Here is an 18,293-nt window from a genome sequence, read left to right as displayed (position 1 = left end):
GTTCAATAGCAAGCTGTCGAAAAAAAATTGTGATTAGCTATTGAACGTATCGGGAGGTTGCTCGATAGTAGCTTTGTGTAAACTGCCGGAGTTGGCGTTATAGTACGATGTATTTTGTAACGAGATTGTTGTGGAGTTTGAAGACGTAACATTCCAGTCGCTGTGCTTTACGTACTCACTCAGTAATTTTACAAATGAGATGAGTTTTCCTGAGCCCGGAGCTTTTTTGTTGGTATCTTTTTGCAGATCAAAAGTGGACCGGGCAAAATTATCTTTCGATTCCAGCATTTGCTGTTTTGAAACATTGGGTATGCAAAGCATTTCCAGTGAATCGTTATAGATACGGCTCTTTACGTACTGGTATAACACACCGTTTACTTCTACTTCTCCGTAGGCACGTGAAAAATCTTTAGTATTGTTATAGTAAGGTAAATTGATAGCTTTTTTGATGGAGATGAGCTGGTCCTCGTTGTAATTATTCTTATCTATTGCGGCTTCCAGGGATTGATTAGCATTGTTTACCATGAAGGATACAAAAAGCCTGTACCCAAATAAGTTGAATATAAAGACTCCCAAAAGTAGTATAGCAGCTAGTTTCTTCATCCTGGTCCGTGCAAAATAGGAATATTTATTGATTTCTAATACACTGTAGCCTCTTTTTATTGACACGATTTTATCGCAAACGTTTGAAATTTATACATTTTCGGAATATTTATCCTCAAAGAGTGTTTTCGGGCTGTAATGCCGCTGCTACTGCATCAAATTACTCTTTTGTAAATTGAATATCTATAACGTTACTGGGTCCTCCACCAACTTCGCAATTTGTGCTTACTTTATCGGAGTTAATCTTTGCTTTTTCAACAAGATAAAATCTTATGTTTTCAACAATACGATTACAGCGTACTTGCGAACGTGCACTTGTTTCCGGATAATTCAGTACAATTATTTTTAAAGAAGAATCTAACAACAACCTATCTTTAAAACTGACAGCTATTTTCTCCAATCTGGTATCTAACATTTTTGCTGAAAAAATTCCTGACTGTAAAGCAAAAGGATTAATACCTAAAGTAAAACCAGTATAACTATCGTAATTAGTTGTTGTATAATCTTTAAGAAATATACATTTACAATGAAAATATTTTTGAGAATACGACTCATAAAAACCATCATACCCGGATGTTCCCTTTAAAGCAAGCTCCAGCGATTTCTTTCTGTTCTTTTTTACACCTTTCCCATCAAAATAAATAGCCGCTAATTTTCTGCACAGGCTGTTACGTAGCGCCAAGGCTTTAAAATATCGGGGATCATCCGGGAAGCGGCCAAAGTCAGTTACTTTTTCATAGTAAAAAATAGCAGTCTTATTGGATGGGATAATCTTTTTTGTAAAAAGGGTTTCATAATATTGGCCTAAGGCAATGCAGGAATTGAAGTATTTTAATTCTGACAAATAATTATACCTTTTATAGGGATCTTCTTCAAAATCTTTTCTGATGATTTGTTTAACAGAGTCGATCCATATTTTATCTTTTTGCAGATCATAATAAAAGTGTTGCGCATTACCGGTTACGCTAAAAATAGTACAGGCAATGTACAGAATTATTAATCGGGGTATCATTATCAGAAGAATTATTCAGGGTTCTGGTTACAATATATTTCTCTAATAAGATAAGGTAGGTATAAGTGCTGATCACCGGCCAAAATCATCGCCATAATCATCAGCATATTTTTCATATCGTTTTATCAGTTGAATATTCTTCTTCTCAATCTCCGTAAGTTTATTTTTGATATCAACTGTAGCAGGCACATACCAATCTTCATTTTCAAAATACGCTCTTGTTTCTTTTTTCTTAAAGCAGTAACCATGCCTTGCAAATATTTCATTCCGCATTGTTTCTAATTCATTCTTCATCAGGTTTTCAACATCACTTACTTTTAAAAGTTTTGTTGATGCCTGGTAAGTTCCTGCATCCGGCTTATATTCAAAAGCCTTTCTTTTAAGTACATATTCCTTTTTACTTCCGGACAGTTCATTATAAGGTGTCCACGAACCTTTTACTATATCAACTGCCGAAGAGTCGATACTGAAATTAAAAGTACCGTCATTTTTATCACTGCCCGGTTCTTTTGCCAAAATTGAATAAATACCATTTGCCAGGGCTACGGAACCAACGAAAGGCCTGTCATTTCCTCCTACAATTGACCTGCCAGAAACAGAATCCTTGTCTGCTTTTGTGATAAGTAAAGTGATCTTGTTATCACCAAACGCACCAACATAGGAACCTAGAATTTTTTCGTATAATGCTGCTGCATTATCTCCAACCGTTGCCAGGATATCTTTTGTGTCTTTATCTTTTGAAGTATTTTTATTATTGCAACTAAGACCTATTGCTGCAATAATAAAACAGGTAATAATTTTTTTCATGGTACTTTTTTTAGAAATAAATAATAAGATCTGATCTTAAAAATAATTAGTCTTTACATTTACGTAAATAAATATACAAATTCTGCACCTGGTAAAAAAATATAGCAATAGTATCCTGATTGTCTTACTGGCACTCTTCATACTCCCTATGGCTCAGATAGTGATGCAATACATCCCTTATAATACCGATGTTGGTTTTTTAAGGATAAAACAGCATTACCTTGGCGTTACTGCCTGGCGATGGGCATTCTTTATTCATGTATACAGCAGCCTGTTTGTATTATTGGCAGGCTTTTCTCAATTCAGTAAAAATTTACAAAAAAGAAATGCCTCTTTACATCGTAAATTAGGCTATGCTTATGTATTGAATATTTTATGTATTACCGGGCCTGCCAGTTTAATAATGGGATTCTATGCTAATGGGGGAATTACATCTCAACTATCTTTTGTATTGCTTTCCTTATTGTGGCTGTATTTTACCGGCAGGGCTGTACTGGAGGCGAAACAAAAGAAATTTGATGCCCACCAACGTTTTATGATCAGGAGTTATGCATTAACCTTAAGCGCCATTACATTAAGGGCATGGAAATATGGTATTACCAATACTGTATCCTTACCGCCAATGGATGTGTATCGCTTAATAGCATGGCTTGGGTGGGTGGTAAATTTAATTATTGCTGAAATTTATATCAGAAAAATTAATAACCGTGGTGCTGCTGTTAAATTATAATCTTTAGATTTATTTTACTGTAAATGTTTTTTTAAGCGGCCCCACTCCGGTAATGGTCACACTCTTCCATTGCTTTGGCAAAGTAGATTTTATCTGCGTAATTCCTGCCGGGGTGATTTCCAGCCCGCCAAAACCATTTAATACCGCTTGTAAAATTCCACCTGCCCCCGTGGCAAAATAAGGGTTGGTACCACCTTTGGTTTCGGCAATTACATTAAAAGGTGCATTTAAATTAGGCACATAAGCATCTTTAAAAAAATGAAAGGCTTTATCGGCATCGCCAATACGGGAATACAATAATGCAAAGATGCCCTGCGTCATTGCAGGCGTGCCTTCGTTAGGCACACGTACGGAATAATAATCCAGGTCTTTTTTAATCTGTTTAGGATCGGTGATCTCTTTTAAAGGATAGGCTAATAAATTTACATCCGCCTGTTTAATACCTTCGCCATTATAGGCTGCATGTTCGCTGGTGGTGCCATCGGCTAATTTTAAAATGGGGATATTATTGGCCACTTCCATCCAATCTGCATCAGGTGCAATGCCCAGAATTTTTGCCGCTTCTGTAGCCGCTTTTAAATTCGCTTTTGCGGCAGCGTTAGTAAAGGCATTATTGTCTACATTTTCGGCCCATTCATCAGCTGCTACTACATTTTTAATATCGTAATGATTGGGGCCGTTCCTTTCCACACGGCTTGCCCAGAAATCTGCGGTGTTTTTTAATACCGGCCAGCCTTTTTCTTTCAGCCAGTTTTTATCTTGCGTAACGCAATAATAATTCCAGGCGGCCATGCCCACATCAGCAGTAATATGGTGTTCAAAGGGGCCGCTCAATGCCCATACCGGCGTTTCCTCTACGCCTGTTTCTGCACTCTCCCATGGATACATAGCGCCTTTGTATCCTTTGCCAAAGGCATTTCTTTTGGCGGCTTCCAATCTTTCAAAACGGTATTCCACCATGCTCTTTGCCATTTCGGGATGCAATTGTAAAATGGCAGGAAACATCCATAACTCTGTATCCCAAAACACATGGCCGTTATAACCCAATCCGCTTAAACCCATCGGGCTTGGACTGTTAGATGAACCTTCTCTTACAAAAGAATATAAATGATACAACATGCTGTGTATATCCTGCTGGCTTTGTGCATCACCTTCTATAATGATATCACTCTTCCATAAATCATTCCATGCTTTGTTGTGCATTTCAATCAAACGATCTCTGCCTTGTAATTTTGCAAAGATGGTTAAGCGCTCGGCCTCATTCAACGGGTCGTTGTGATGGGCAGATGTGATAGAAGAACCAACAATGGAATAGCGGTAAGTCTCCCCTCCTTTCATCTTTTTTGCAAACTTCATCAGGTGCATATTGTTATCCCACATTTCATGTATCACTCTTGGTTCGCTGCCATGTGTTTCTGTAAAAATAAAAGCATTGCTGGCGCACATCAATAATTTACCCGTAGGGCTTTTTGCTGTTGAGGTTAATAAGCTGATAGTGGTATGCGGCCTGTCGATTTCGTTATAATAATTCTGCACATCTTTTAGTGCATCGGGTGCTTCCATCTGAGAGGCGCTCCCTAAATTAAAATCTTTCTTTGCAGTTACTGTAATATCCATCAAAACAGAATAAGGCAACTGGCGCAAAGCATAATAGGTATAACTAATGGTGGCCACATCTTTATAATTAAATGAAGTAGTGAAACTGGCGTGCTGCATATCCAGTTGCTGTTGCATACCAGTAGCATCTGCATTGCTTAATCTTTTGCCATCAACCTCTATGTACATGTTCAAGAGATTGAAACTTTTTAAAAAGTTACTTACTCTTCCACGTCCGTACAGATCGTAAGCACCAGCAAGTACCACGTCTTTTACTTTAAATGCTTCGGGGCTGCTAACAATCCCGATCATACCGTTAGCAACGGTTACGCCATAGTAATTTTTTGAGTCGATATTTGTTGCAGTGATCTTCCAGGGATCCTGTGCAAACAGGCTACAGCAGGTAATTAAAAAAATAGTAACAAGAGATATTTTTTTCATATAATTTTTTGATGTGTGCATTTCGATGGCTGTCTCCATTAGCCTACTTAAAGTTCCGGTCGGTGAAGACACCGACCAGGGAAACTAAAAAAATAGTAACGAGAGATATTTTTTCATATAATTTTTTGATGTGTGCATTTCGATGGCTGTCTCCATTAGCCTGCTTAAAGTTCCGGTCGGTGAAGACACCGGCCAGGGAAACTAAAAAAATAGTAGCAAGAGATATTTTTTCATATAATTTTTTGATGTGTGCATTTCGATGGCTGTCTCCATTAGCCTGCTTAAAGTTCCGGTTGGTGAAGACACCGACCAGGGAAACTAAAGTTTCGACCGTGGAAAAAATATTTTTTAACTCACAAGTGAGTTTACGTTGCCACTAATTGCACTGATTTCCACCAATGGGGTTTTATTATTAGTGTTAATTCGTGCAATTAGTGGCAAAGAAGAAACTAAAAATTATTTTAGTTGTACAATACAAGCCTGGTAAGGTTGCAATGTAACTGTATTTCCGTTTACTTTTAATGGCTGCAGGTTATTGATCCATTCTTCGCCCAATTGCATTTTACCTACATTAAAACTGCCGCCTGTTTTTCTGAAACTTAATAATACCAATACTTTTTTATTACCGTCTTCTCTTGTATAAGCATACACATCAGGATTATCTTTATCCAGTAACGTATACTTTCCGTAAACCAAAACATCTTTCTGGTCTTTACGCAACTTTACCATTTTCTTAAAATAGCTCAATACCGAATTGGGATTTTTTTCTTCAGCTTCAGCATTAATGTCATTTTTATTATCATTCACTTTTAACCACGGAATACCTGTTGAAAATCCTCCGTTCATTCCTGCATCCCATTGAAAAGGTGTGCGCCCATTATCTCTTGCACCACCATTTTTCTGGTTGTCAATAAATCCTTTCAAATCGCCACCGGCGTTTTTAACCTTACCGTATTCTGCAATGGTTTCAATATCCCTGTAATCTTCAATCTTATCAAACTTGATATTGGTCATACCCAATTCATCGCCAAAATAATAATACGGTGTACCTCTCATACTTAATAAAAAAGTGGTTAGCATTTTAGAAGCCGCTTCCCTGTATTCTGGTGCATCATTGCCCCAGCGTGTAAGCATACGTGGCTGATCGTGGTTGCCTAAATAAATGGTGCCCCATCCCTTGTTGGCAAACACACTATCCCAATCGGAATATATTTTTTTGAATGCTGTTAAACTCCAGTTGGGGTCCATCTTTTTAAAATACCCCGGCACATACCCTAAACTAACGCCATCAAAATGATAGGCCATGTCCAATTCTTTTCTGTCGGGATCAACAAAATTCATGGCTGTTGCTTTGGTGGTTCCTGCACCTTCGGCTAAAGTCATGATATCATATTTGCTCAACACTTCTTTATTCATCTCCTGCAAATAGTTATGCAAGCCCGGTCCGCTTGCCTGGTACACATCCCAGCGGCCTTCATATTTTTCATCCAGGTCTTTTTGTGTGATCACAGGAAAACTGGTGTCTTTAGCAATGAAAGGAATTACATCCATTCTAAAACCATCCACCCCTTTTTTAAACCAACGATTCATCATGGCATAAATTTCCTGCCGCAGTTTTGGATTTTCCCAATTAAGATCGGGTTGTTTATAACTGAAGTAGTGCAAATAATAACTGTTGGTTAAGGAATCAAAACGCCAGCCACTTCCATCCACTTCAAAATTGCCTGGCCTGAATGGCGGCTTACCTTTTTCTGCAGGCCACCAATGAAAATAATCTCTGTAAGGATTGGTTCTTGAACTACGTGCCAGTTTAAACCATTCATGTTCATCACTGCAATGATTTACTACAAGATCCATTACTAATTTTAATCCACGTTTATGCATTTCAGCCAGCATCACATCAAAGTCAGCCATGGTACCAAACTCTTTCATGATATCATCGTAGTCACTAATATCATAACCATTATCTGCATTAGGGCTGCCATAAATCGGATTCAACCAAACAATATCTATTCCCAAACTCTTTACGTAATCCAGCTTAGAAGTAAGGCCTTTTAAATCGCCAATACCATCACCATTGCTGTCTTTAAAACTTCTCGGGTAGATCTGGTATACCACGGCTTCCTTCCACCATTTTCTTTCGGTTTTGTTTTCCATAGCGGCAGTTTTTTGTTCAGCAGTATTATTGCAGGATAAAAAGGCGAACGAGCATAGCATTGCCGGAATGACATATAGCTTTAGCATAATCAAAATTTATTCTTTAAAGGTATTCCTTTACAAAAAAGCACAAGCCATCTTTTTTTAAACATCAATCGTTTGCAGAAGATTAAAAAACGCATAACCGGCGGATGAGTACTTGTTTTGCTTAACTTCCATTTGCTAAAACTTGCTTATGAATCAAAACAAACTTTTCCGCTATTCTATTGTGGCCGCATTAGCCGGTTTTATTTTTGGATTTGATACAGTGGTGATATCAGGAGCTAACCAGCCTATTAAAGACCTGTGGCATACATCTCCCCTTTTTCATGGTTTTTTTATTATGTCGATGGCATTATGGGGAACCGTACTGGGCTCCATCTTCGGGGGAATTCCGACTGAAAAATTTGGCAGAAAAAAAGTGTTGCTATGGATAGGGATATTGTTTGCGATATCTGCAATTGGTTCAGCGCTTGCACAGGACCCGTACAGTTTTTCTTTCTTTAGATTTATTGGTGGTGTTGGTATTGGGGTATCTTCTGTAGTGGCACCTACTTACATTTCGGAAATATCTACACCTGCCACAAGAGGGCGGCTGGGTGCTATGTATCAATTTAATATTGTGTTTGGAATTCTGATCGCATTTTTATCCAATTATTTTTTACAAGGTGTTGGTGGTGCCAACGATTGGCGCTGGATGCTGGGTGTACTGGCAATTCCTTCGATCATTTATACGCTGATGGTATTGGGTGTGCCTGAAAGTCCACGCTGGCTGATCTCGAAAAAGAATGACCTTGCAAAAGCAAAAGAAATATTAACTGTAATTGGTGTTGAAAATCCGGTTGCAGAAATTGGGGCCATTATTGAAAGCAATGAACGTGAAAAGGCTGCAGGGAATATTTCTCAGTTCTTTATTGCAAAAAATAAAAAAATTATTGCACTGGCTTTTTTTATTGCTTTCTTTAATCAATTATCGGGCATCAATTTTATTTTATACTATGCCCCCGAAATTTTAGCCAAGATAGGCCTGGATGAAAAACATTCGCTGTTAAATTCCATTGCTATTGGCGGCACCAATTTAATTTTCACTTTTGTAGGCTTGTATCTTATTGATCGCTTAGGCAGAAAGACTTTACTGATGATTGGTTCTATCGGGTACATTATTAGCCTCGGCATGGTGGCTTATGCTTTTAAAACAGGCGCCAGCCCGGTTTTTTTAATGGCATTTTTACTATTGTTTATTGCTTCGCATGCTATAGGACAAGGGGCTGTTATCTGGGTTTTTATTGCTGAAATTTTCCCGAATAAGATCAGGGCTCTAGGGCAATCTTTTGGTGCCAGTGTGCATTGGGTATTTGCTGCCATTATCACTTTAATAACACCAGTTTTTTTAGATAAGACCAATGGTATATTAAGAGATGCCCCATGGGTGATTTTTGCTTTTTTGGCGGGCATGATGGTCTTGCAATTGATTTGGGTATTAACCAGGATGCCGGAAACGAAAGGAGTATCATTGGAGGAGTTAGAGAAAAAGTTGAGTGCGTAAATGAGATTTTTTTGTGAGATTGTCACCAGTGGGCAAATTTTCAATACTCAATGCTCAATGTACAATATTCAACAAAAGCCAGGCGCATTGAACATTTTTTTTGACCAAAAATTTATTGAGTTATGAGATTGAAAAAATATTTACTTGTGATACCATTGTCAATTTCATTGGGACTGCATGCACAAACGAAATTGTACAAAGAACAATATCGTCCGCAATTTCATTTTTCGCCGGCACTCAACTGGTGTAACGATCCCAATGGTTTGGTATATAATAATGGCAATTATCATTTATTCTACCAACACAATCCTTTTGGTAATCAATGGGGGCATATGACATGGGGGCATGCAATAAGTAAAGACCTGGTTCATTGGACACATTTACCGATTGCTATTGCTGAAGAGAATGGGGTGATGATTTTTTCCGGCACTTGCGTTGTAGACAAAAATAATACCAGTGGTTTTGGTAAAAATGGAAAAATACCAATGGTTGCCGTGTACACCGGTCATATCGAAAATGTCAATCAATCGCAATGCATTGCTTATAGCCTGGATGATGGTGTTACCTGGACAAAGTATGCTAACAACCCTGTACTTGATCTGCATAAAAAAGATTTTCGTGACCCAAAAATATTCTGGTACGAACCAAAAAAATATTGGGTGATGGCATTGATGTTCCCTGTAGAACACCTGGTGCAATTATATAGTTCTAAAAATTTAAAAGAATGGAATCACTTAAGTGACTTTGGCCCTGCAGGCGACACCGCTGCTGTATGGGAATGCCCTGACCTTACACAAGTACCAGTTGACGGAATGCCGGGTAAAAAGAAATGGGTATTGCAAATGTCGCAGAATGCAAGCATGCAATATTTTGTGGGTGAATTTGATGGCATACATTTCACCAATGAAAATCCTGCCAATACAATTTACCGGCCGGATTATGGTCCCGATTATTATGCGGCTATTGCCTACAACCAATTACCCTCAACACATTTACCCACTGCTATTGGCTGGGTAAATAACTGGAATTATGCCAATGATATTCCTACCACACCCTGGAAAAGTGCGATGTCGCTGCCAAGAAACCTAAGTGTAAAAAAAGTAAATAACGAATGGGTGTTGATGCAAAAGCCCGTTGCTTCAATTAATTCATTAAGAAAAGAAAATTTCAGGCTTGCAAAAGAAATTGTGAGCGACCATAAAACGCTTTCCGTTAAAAGCACACAATTTGAAATGAAACTTATTCTTACCCCATCAGCAGCATCTGTAAGTGGTGTAAAAATTGCTGCGGGCAACAATAATTATTTTGAAATTGGTTATGATGCGGCACAACAAATTTTTTATATTGACCGCAGTAAGAGTGGCAATACCACATTCAGTGATAACTTTAAAAAGGCCGGTCGTTTTGAAAAAATAATACCCTTACAAAATAAGCAACTGCAGTTACATATTTATTTTGATAACAGCATTGCCGAAATTTTTGTAAATGATGGTGCCGCAGTTTTTACTGCCCAGCTTTTTCCCGAACCCAATAACAATGGTATTGAATTATTTAACCGGGGAGAAAAAAGTACTTTCTCAGAAATTAATGTTTGGAAAATGAAACCGGCATGGTAAGCAACGATTTTTTATATTACATTCCAAACAATATTTTTTAAAGCTTTTTTTACTTATTGATATGAAAAAATGGATTTTCGGGCTTCTGTTTATCGCTGTTATTGCAATTGGAAGTATTTATATTTTTATTCCTGGTGACATTACTGTTTCGGAAGTAAGAAATATCAAGACCTTCCGTGCTGCGGTGGCCAAATTACTCACCAGCAAAGAAAAAATAAATCAGTGTTTTGGAAATGTTGCCACTAAAACAGATAGCAGTTTTAAATACAAAGGTTTTACTTTCAGTATAAGCAAGATCATTTTTAATGGCAACGTTATTGATATTACGTCTGATGCGATAAATGTGCAAAGCAATTTAATTCCGTTGGAGATGACTACGGATTCTTCTTCTTTGCATTGGGTGGCAGCTATACATGCTGGTTCAAATCCTTTTAACAGAATAAAATATTATTATGCTGCAACAAAGTTAAAGGAAAGCATGGCCGGCCTTATGGATGAAATGAAAACCTATTTAGAACATCCCCTGAATATTTATGGTATTGAAGTAACAGAAATACGACTGAAAGATTCTGTACTTATCAGTACAAAAAGCAACAGCAGTCATGAACCAGGTGTGGATGAAATTTACAAACAGGTTAAAAAATTACAAGACTATGCTGCCAGCCAGGGTGCTGCAGCTACCAACTCTCCCATGCTGAACGTACGGCAGGTTGATTCTTCTCATTTCGAATTTATGGTAGGCCTTCCGGTTGATAAAAAAATCACAGAAACAACTGATATACATATTAAGTTTATGCCACCGGGGGGCAAGATGCTGATCACGGAAATTAAGGGAGGCCCCAATACAATCAGGAACAGCATGAAATTATTTGATATTTATAAAGAAGATGCTAAAAAAACCAGCCCCGCAATTCCTTTTGAATTGCTGATCACTAACAGGGCTACAGTACCTGATACATCTAAATGGATCACGAGATTGTATTACCCGGTAATGTGATTATTGTGGTTTTGTAAAGCGTATAACCCTGAGGCTGTCATTATTTTTTGCCAGTATAAATGCAGGCTGATGATTGATGGTGATGGGTTCTATATGCCGTACCTGTCCTTTAACCTGTAATCCGTTTATACTTTCTGTTTCAAATTTACCATTGCCTTTGTTGATAAAGAGTGTTCCAAAATCAGCATCGTACCTTCCCATCTGTATATTATTTTCATAATAATTTCCCATCAGCAATACATCAGGCAGTTTATCGCCGTTAGCATCCACCACCACAGCAGTACGGTAAGACGTTAGCTGTGCCTGCCAGGGCAAAGCCTCTGTAGTAAAATTTAAATTACCCTTATTCAACAAAACCGCATTAGAAAAATAATCCACAGTGGATACCTGGGCAGCCCTGAGTTTTGTATCCGGAAAAATTTCATCCAACGTTGCTTTTGCAAAATCTGCCGCATATAAAAATTTCTTTTTAATAAAGGGCAACTGCTTTTGCAATTCATCTTTTGTGGTAAACGGAATTTCTTTTCCGCCAACGTAATAAGTTAGTATCTGATCATTTTTACCATCTCCATCAAAATCATTATAGTATAACCGTACAGGTTGTTCGGGACTGGCGTGAAGCCGTGAGTTCAATCCCAGATTACCGGCAATAAGATCTGTATTGCCATCATTGTTCAAATCAACAGGCAATAAAAAATTCCACCATCCTTTGCTGGTACTCAGCGGGTGTTTGGTAAACACCCGGTTGGTGTTAATGAATGCATCAATGCCTCCCCATTCAGAACAAACTAACAGGTCTTTATCTCCATCTTTATCAATATCAAACCATAAAGCATTTGTTACCATGCCTTCGTTAGCCAATTCTGCTGCATACTGGTTAGTAACATCTTTAAATTTTCCGGTGCCATCGTTTTGTAATAAATAAGATACCGGCGTTTTACCATAATTCCATGGCACTACCCTGCCACCAATAAAAAGATCGGTAAAGCCATCACCATTAAAATCATAAGGAACAATACAGGATTGTGTTTCAAAAATATCCCCGAAAGCATTCTCCAGTTTTGTAAAATTTGCTTTACCGTCATTTAAGTAAACACGTGGTTTTAAATGTTCGTCTGTACCATAGTATTCGTTGCCACCACTTGCAATTACAAGATCAACATGCCCGTCATTATTTACATCAATAAATTGTGCCCCTACATCTTCACTCATGCTATCCATTGCCATTGCCGGTTGAGCAAGCCGGGTAAATTTGCCATTAGCCTGTTGTAAAAAAATGGCATTTTTAAATGTCCGGGAAGCTCCGATGAAAACATCTTCCAGCCCATCATGATTAATATCTCCAACCGCCAAAGCAGGGCCTTCAGTTGATATCATATGCGGAATTAAAAATTCCCGGTTGAATTCAATGAATGAATTTTCCTTGTGTTCATAATTTAAACCGGTTTGTGCAGTAATATCTTCCATTGGCCGGGTTTCATTTTTATGAAAACCGGTAACTCTTGCGTAGTTAAATCGGGGCAGTCCTTTTACATATTTAAAACTGAGTGCTGATTCTTTTGTAACCAGGTCTATTTTTTGAAAACTATTATCGGGCCATATTAAAAATGCGGAGTCAACTTTTGTATTGGTTAGCCCGATATGCAAGGGCTCCTCCATACTGGATTCAAATCCTCGTGCCGGATTTTTTTCATAAGTTCTGATACCACTATCTGCATACAAAATTACTTTTGCGCCAATCGCATTGATGTTAGCAGCCGGGCCGTTTAATTTTATTGTGGCAAAAAGTTTGTCCTTTTTGTCGTTGCTTTTATTCTGATATACCAGCACGGGTTGGTTAACATTATTGACCACAACGTCCAGGTCGCCATCGTTATCAAGATCTGCATACACCGCACCATTGGAAAAAGTGGGTACTGCATCTGCGGTGTTGATATCTTCAAACTGTAAATTGCCTTTGTTGCGAAAAAAACGATTGGGGATTTTTATCTCGGGAAATTTATTTACCAGCGCCATATCTTTTTCACCACTCTTACTGGTATGCAATTGCTTCTGTATCTCACCATCCGAAATAAAATTGGCATAATCCATATCGTTCATCCGCTTGGGAATACCGTTGGATATAAAAAGGTCTTTCAATCCATCGTTATCAAAATCCATCCAAAGCGGTGCCCAACTCCAGTCGGAAGCATAGATGCCTGAATACAATCCTGTTTCGCTGAACATACCATTGCGCCTGTTATACTGAAAATTATTCCTGGTGTATTGATAGTTATACCCGATACTTATCTTGTGATAAAAAATATCATACTCATCTTCGCCTAATGAGCGTTTTAAAATATAGGGGTCAGAAGGGAGCATGTCTACTGAAATGATTTCCGGATAACCGTCATTATTTACATCAGCTACATCAACACCCATAGAGAACTGGCTGGTATGCATAAGCATGTCACTTCCCTGTTCTTTAAAAGTGCCATCGTGCTGGTTAATATACAGGTAATCATTTTCATGAAAGTCGTTACCAACATACAGATCCGGCCATCCATCCAGGTTAATATCCGCAACAGCTATACCCAATCCATAACTTATTGCAGAGCTGTTGATCTTACTCGCTTTTGTTACATCTGTAAAATGATTGTTGCCATCATTGCGGAACATGCGATCGCCGGATAATACATTGTAAGTACCCAAAAAATCCTGGCGTGGTGCAAAAGTCCCATTCTGATGAACAGAATGATTTAACAAAAACATATCCAGATCGCCATCCATATCATAATCAAAAAATGCAGCCTGCGTACTAAAACCAGAAAACTCCAACCCGTATTGTGCAGTTTCATCAGCATAAAAAGGAACGCCGTTGGTAATACCTTTACAGATCAGCAACTGATTTTTTCCATGTAGCACTTCATAATTACCTACTTTGCATATATAAAGATCCAGCAAACCGTCATTGTTGATATCTATAACGGAAACGCCTGTACTCCATGATTTATCCAGTGGTATTTTAGCTGCTACTGTTACATCACGAAATTTTAAATTGCCTTCGTTAAGATACATTTTGCTGTCCTCCTGGTTAGCCGCAAAAAAAAGATCGATCTTACCATCATTATTAAAATCTCCTGCGCCAACCCCTGCACCATTATAAAAATACATGTAATGAAACATGTTGAAAGAATCTGTAGGGGTTAGTGTATTCGCAAAATGCAACCCTGTTTGTGCATCAGTTAATGTTTCAAATAAAGAAGGTGCGGCCGGCTGCTGCTGCTTGTGCCCGCTGCAAGACACGGCAATTACAATAATGAACAAAAGGGCCAGCCTGGTGATATTCTTTATGATAGTGTACATGAATACTAATTCTTTTTTTTGTTTTTGGATACCGGCATTTGCAATTGAAATAAAACTGGTGCCATATCATTCTGAAGGAACAAAAATCCCTGGCCATTTTTAGTGGTAACAGGTTGTATATCCCTGGTCATTCCTTTTAAAGCCAAACCTGCAGAAGGCAGCAGCGTAAAATTTCCTTTGCCATCATTTAATAAAACCTGGCCCGGGTTTGCATCCAACCTTCCCAGTTGCGGTTGAAAATTATATTCGTTGCCACCAAGTATAATATCCGGCGCTCCATCCATGTTCAGGTCCTTACAAACAATTGCCTTAACACAAGACATTTGTACCATTACAGGCAGTGGCTGAATTGTAAATTGACCATTCCCATTGTTTATTGCAATAACAGAAGCTGTATAGCTGATCTTTTTTATCACTGCTTTTTTTAATTGCTCCGGTGTAAATAATTCTTCCATTGATTTATTGGCATATTCGGCATAGTGCAGGTTTTGTTTTTTAAGAAAAGGTAATTCATCCTGTATATCCTTTTTCATAAAAACCGGTTTATCTTTTCCTGCTACCGTTTTAGTAATAATTTTATCTATTCTGCCATTATCATCAAAATCGCCATAGCACAATTTTAAAGGATTTTTTTCATCCGGATGCAAATTGAAATTCTCACCGATATTTCCTAATACAAGATCTTCCCTGCCATCGCCGTTCAGGTCGGCAACAGCAATAGCCTGCCACCATCCGTATAAGCTGTCCAGGTTTGTTTTCACTTTTTCAAAATGATCCTGCCGGAATTTATATACCTGCGGACTCATCCATGCTCCGGCAAGTACCAGTTCCTTTATTTTATCACCATCCACATCGCACATTGCTGCACTATTTATCATTCCTGCAACATTAATGCCATCCAGTTTATTTTCAGGCATTTCAGTAAAGATACCTTTACCATTGTTGATATAGATATGGCTCTGTGGTGTTACACCATATTCCTGCGTAACGGCATTAGCACCAACAAAAAGATCGAGATCTTTATCCCCATCAAAATCATAAGCCAATGCAATGCCGGTATTATCTTTATTCAGGGGAAAAGAATTATATCCGATTGTAAAATTTCCTTTTCCATCGTTAATGAATAAACGATGTTGTAACGGCCTTGTAGCAGGTGCGGCACTATTACCTCCGGCTCCAATAAACAAATCCATATCGCCGTCTCCATCAGCATCAAAAAACAAAACAGCAACATCTTCAAATTCTGTAAACTGTTTAAGATCCGGAATGTCTTTTTTTACAAAACCATTAGCAGCCTGAAGATATAACTGCCCGTAATGCAACGAAGTGCCGCTGATAAATATATCCTGTAACCCATCTCCATCAACATCTGCAACGGCAGCTTTAGGGCCCTGGTGCGATAACATTTCCGGTATACCTTTCTCCTGGTAAAAATCAGTATAATCGGGTTGCTGATGTTTATCAAAAGCTGATGGCACCTGCATTAGCAAAGCCGTTATTTTTTTTTCTTCAGGCAATTTTACTTTTGCACTATTTGCTGGTTTATCCAGAACAATTACTTTATTAATTTCCGGGTGAATGATTGTTGTGAAAGTGAGATCGGGCCAGTAAACGACCATGGAATCAACAGCTGTTTTATTACCTATACCAATGATCTGTTTATAATCAACTGATGATTGAAAACCGCGGCTTGGAATTACTTCTTTGCTTAATTGCCGGTTACCCTCGTAAACAACAATTTTAGCACCTACTGCAAATGTATTTTTATTATTTCCCTGTAAAGAAATTCCGATATAATTATTGCGGTTTTGCTCCCTGCTGTTATTTTTAAAGATCAACGCCGGTTCATTCACATTGTTTACTACAATATCCAGGTCGCCATCATTATCAAGGTCGGCATAAGCGGCACCATTACTGAATGAATTTTCTGTAAATCCCCAATTCTCCCCTTCGTCTGCAAATTTAAGGTTGCCCAGGTTTCTGTACATTTTATTAGGCACTGCAATGGAAGGAATTTTATTGACCAGTTCAGTAAGATCTTTTTTACCAGTGGCAATCATTTTTTGTTTAATCGCATTGGCATCAAAATCTAAAAAATCCTGGTTGGTAAGATCCCTGAAAATACCATTGCATACATACAAGTCGTTCAATCCATCATTATCTGCATCAAAGATCAATGCGCCCCAACTCCATTCAGAAGCATTAACCCCACTGTAATTCGCTATATCAATAAATTTGCCGTTGCCGGTATTCAGTTGCAACGTATTTTGTAAAAACTGGTGGTGAAAATCATTCCTTTCCTTCAAACGGTATTGATCGATATCATCGAAACTTAAAGTTGTTTTCAGGCGATAATCATCAGCCGGCAACATATCAGTGGTAAATATTTCAGGGTATCCGTCATTGTTAATATCCCCCAGGTCAGCCCCCATTGAAGCATAGCTGGTATGCTGCACCCGCTCATCCAGTTCATCTCTAAAAGTACCATTTTGCTGATTGATGTATAAATAATCACGTTCAAAAAAATCGTTAGACACATAGATATCAGGATAATGATCGCCATTGATATCACCTACGGTTATACCCAAACCAAAACTCATCAGCGAACCATGAATGCCGGACTGCTGTGTCACTTCTTTAAAATACCCATTGTCATTCCTGTATAAATGATCGCCGCCGCCTTTTAAATTATCTGCTACATTCCATTTACTGGCAATAAGGTCACGCTGGTGCGGATACCCTAAGCTACTGACCGCCACAGGGCTGTTGTTTATTATAAAACAATCGAGATCGCCGTCCATATCATAATCAAAAAAACTGGCTTGTGTGGAATATCCCGAATCGGCAAGACCAAATTCAGCGGCACGTTCAGTAAAACTAAGATCATGATTATTGATGTAAAGCTGGTTCTTTCTTAACTCCGTATTATTCATATTGCCGGCATTGCAAACGTAAATATCCAGCCAGCCATCATTGTTTACGTCTGCCAACACCACGCCGGTACTAAACTGCAGCTTATTACCAAAGCCGGCTTTAGCAGAAATATCTTCAAACTTAAAATTACCTTTGTTTAAAAATAATTTATTGCTTCCCTGGTTGGCAGTAAAAAAAACATCCGGCAAACCGTCGTTGTTAATATCCCCTACCCCAACCCCGCCGCCGTTGTAAAAATTGCGGTAGTTAAGAATATTAATTGAGTCATTATCCTGCACTTTATTATTGAAGATTATGCCTGTACTATCCATGGATTGAAAAAGTAGCGGGGCTTGTTTCTCCTTTTCTTTTTTTTGATTGCAGGATGACAGGATAACCAGTGTGAAAATAATTACAATTAATTTGTAACTACCTGTTATGAGGATAGTAGTTTTATCGCTTCCTATATGAACCTGCCATTTCACTTCTGT

Annotated in this window: 11 protein-coding genes; 4 read left to right on the top strand and 7 right to left on the bottom strand. The window is 38.3% G+C overall.

The window, feature by feature from the left end; all coding sequences use genetic code 11:
• Positions 1-33: 33 nt before the first annotated feature.
• From ACQ334_RS16425 to ACQ334_RS16415, 3 genes are all read right to left on the bottom strand, one after another.
• Positions 34-603: a hypothetical protein gene (locus tag ACQ334_RS16425; RefSeq protein WP_430989340.1), complete on the bottom strand. Its 570-nt coding sequence runs from the start codon at positions 601-603 to the stop codon at positions 34-36.
• Positions 604-763: 160 nt separating this feature from the next.
• Entirely contained in the window at positions 764-1,447 is a 684-nt protein-coding gene (locus ACQ334_RS16420; RefSeq protein WP_430989339.1) for a hypothetical protein, read from the bottom strand.
• Between the two features lie 240 nt (positions 1,448-1,687).
• A complete protein-coding gene (locus ACQ334_RS16415; protein ID WP_430989338.1) occupies positions 1,688-2,422 on the bottom strand; it encodes a YARHG domain-containing protein in 735 nt (244 codons plus the stop codon).
• Positions 2,423-2,570: 148 nt separating this feature from the next.
• Here ACQ334_RS16415 and ACQ334_RS16410 point away from each other — a divergent pair, with 148 nt between their 5' ends.
• A complete protein-coding gene (locus tag ACQ334_RS16410) occupies positions 2,571-3,152 on the top strand; it encodes a DUF2306 domain-containing protein (protein WP_430989337.1) in 582 nt (193 codons plus the stop codon).
• Positions 3,153-3,161: 9 nt separating this feature from the next.
• Here ACQ334_RS16410 and ACQ334_RS16405 read toward each other — a convergent pair whose 3' ends face one another.
• Positions 3,162-5,189 (bottom strand): glycoside hydrolase family 65 protein, encoded by a 2,028-nt coding sequence (locus ACQ334_RS16405; protein ID WP_430989336.1) that lies wholly within the window; start codon positions 5,187-5,189, stop codon positions 3,162-3,164.
• Positions 5,190-5,645: 456 nt separating this feature from the next.
• Positions 5,646-7,346 (bottom strand): glycoside hydrolase family 13 protein, encoded by a 1,701-nt coding sequence (locus ACQ334_RS16400; protein WP_430989335.1) that lies wholly within the window; start codon positions 7,344-7,346, stop codon positions 5,646-5,648.
• Positions 7,347-7,581: 235 nt separating this feature from the next.
• Here ACQ334_RS16400 and ACQ334_RS16395 point away from each other — a divergent pair, with 235 nt between their 5' ends.
• From ACQ334_RS16395 to ACQ334_RS16385, 3 genes are all read left to right on the top strand, one after another.
• On the top strand, positions 7,582-8,931 hold the full coding sequence (locus ACQ334_RS16395) for a sugar porter family MFS transporter (RefSeq protein WP_430989334.1): 1,350 nt from the start codon (positions 7,582-7,584) through the stop codon (positions 8,929-8,931).
• Positions 8,932-9,053: 122 nt separating this feature from the next.
• Positions 9,054-10,547, top strand: a complete 1,494-nt coding sequence (locus ACQ334_RS16390) for a glycoside hydrolase family 32 protein (protein ID WP_430989333.1) — start codon at positions 9,054-9,056, stop codon at positions 10,545-10,547.
• A gap of 61 nt (positions 10,548-10,608) precedes the next feature.
• The gene (locus ACQ334_RS16385) at positions 10,609-11,544 is read left to right on the top strand and encodes a hypothetical protein (protein WP_430989332.1); all 936 of its coding nucleotides are present in this window, start codon (positions 10,609-10,611) and stop codon (positions 11,542-11,544) included.
• Here ACQ334_RS16385 and ACQ334_RS16380 read toward each other — a convergent pair whose 3' ends face one another.
• Positions 11,545-14,889, bottom strand: coding sequence for a VCBS repeat-containing protein (locus ACQ334_RS16380; protein WP_430989331.1), 3,345 nt, complete (start codon positions 14,887-14,889; stop codon positions 11,545-11,547).
• Positions 14,890-14,894: 5 nt separating this feature from the next.
• Entirely contained in the window at positions 14,895-18,287 is a 3,393-nt protein-coding gene (locus tag ACQ334_RS16375) for a VCBS repeat-containing protein (RefSeq protein WP_430989330.1), read from the bottom strand.
• Positions 18,288-18,293 lie beyond the last annotated feature (6 nt).

The sequence above is a fragment of the Ferruginibacter sp. SUN106 genome (assembly GCF_050611765.1).
Classification (GTDB): Bacteria; Bacteroidota; Bacteroidia; order Chitinophagales; family Chitinophagaceae; genus Ferruginibacter.
The sequence above is the reverse complement of the archived record's forward strand: the minus strand, read 5'-3'. Positions and strand labels throughout refer to the sequence as shown.

Coding starts and splice junctions, on each gene's coding strand:
- ACQ334_RS16425 (WP_430989340.1), bottom strand. CDS start 603: ATGAAGAAACTAGCTGCTATACTACTTTTGGGAGTCTTTATATTCAAC.
- ACQ334_RS16415 (WP_430989338.1), bottom strand. CDS start 2,422: ATGAAAAAAATTATTACCTGTTTTATTATTGCAGCAATAGGTCTTAGT.
- ACQ334_RS16410 (WP_430989337.1), top strand. CDS start 2,571: ATGGCTCAGATAGTGATGCAATACATCCCTTATAATACCGATGTTGGT.
- ACQ334_RS16405 (WP_430989336.1), bottom strand. CDS start 5,189: ATGAAAAAAATATCTCTTGTTACTATTTTTTTAATTACCTGCTGTAGC.
- ACQ334_RS16400 (WP_430989335.1), bottom strand. CDS start 7,346: ATGGAAAACAAAACCGAAAGAAAATGGTGGAAGGAAGCCGTGGTATAC.
- ACQ334_RS16395 (WP_430989334.1), top strand. CDS start 7,582: ATGAATCAAAACAAACTTTTCCGCTATTCTATTGTGGCCGCATTAGCC.
- ACQ334_RS16390 (WP_430989333.1), top strand. CDS start 9,054: ATGAGATTGAAAAAATATTTACTTGTGATACCATTGTCAATTTCATTG.
- ACQ334_RS16385 (WP_430989332.1), top strand. CDS start 10,609: ATGAAAAAATGGATTTTCGGGCTTCTGTTTATCGCTGTTATTGCAATT.
- ACQ334_RS16380 (WP_430989331.1), bottom strand. CDS start 14,889: ATGTACACTATCATAAAGAATATCACCAGGCTGGCCCTTTTGTTCATT.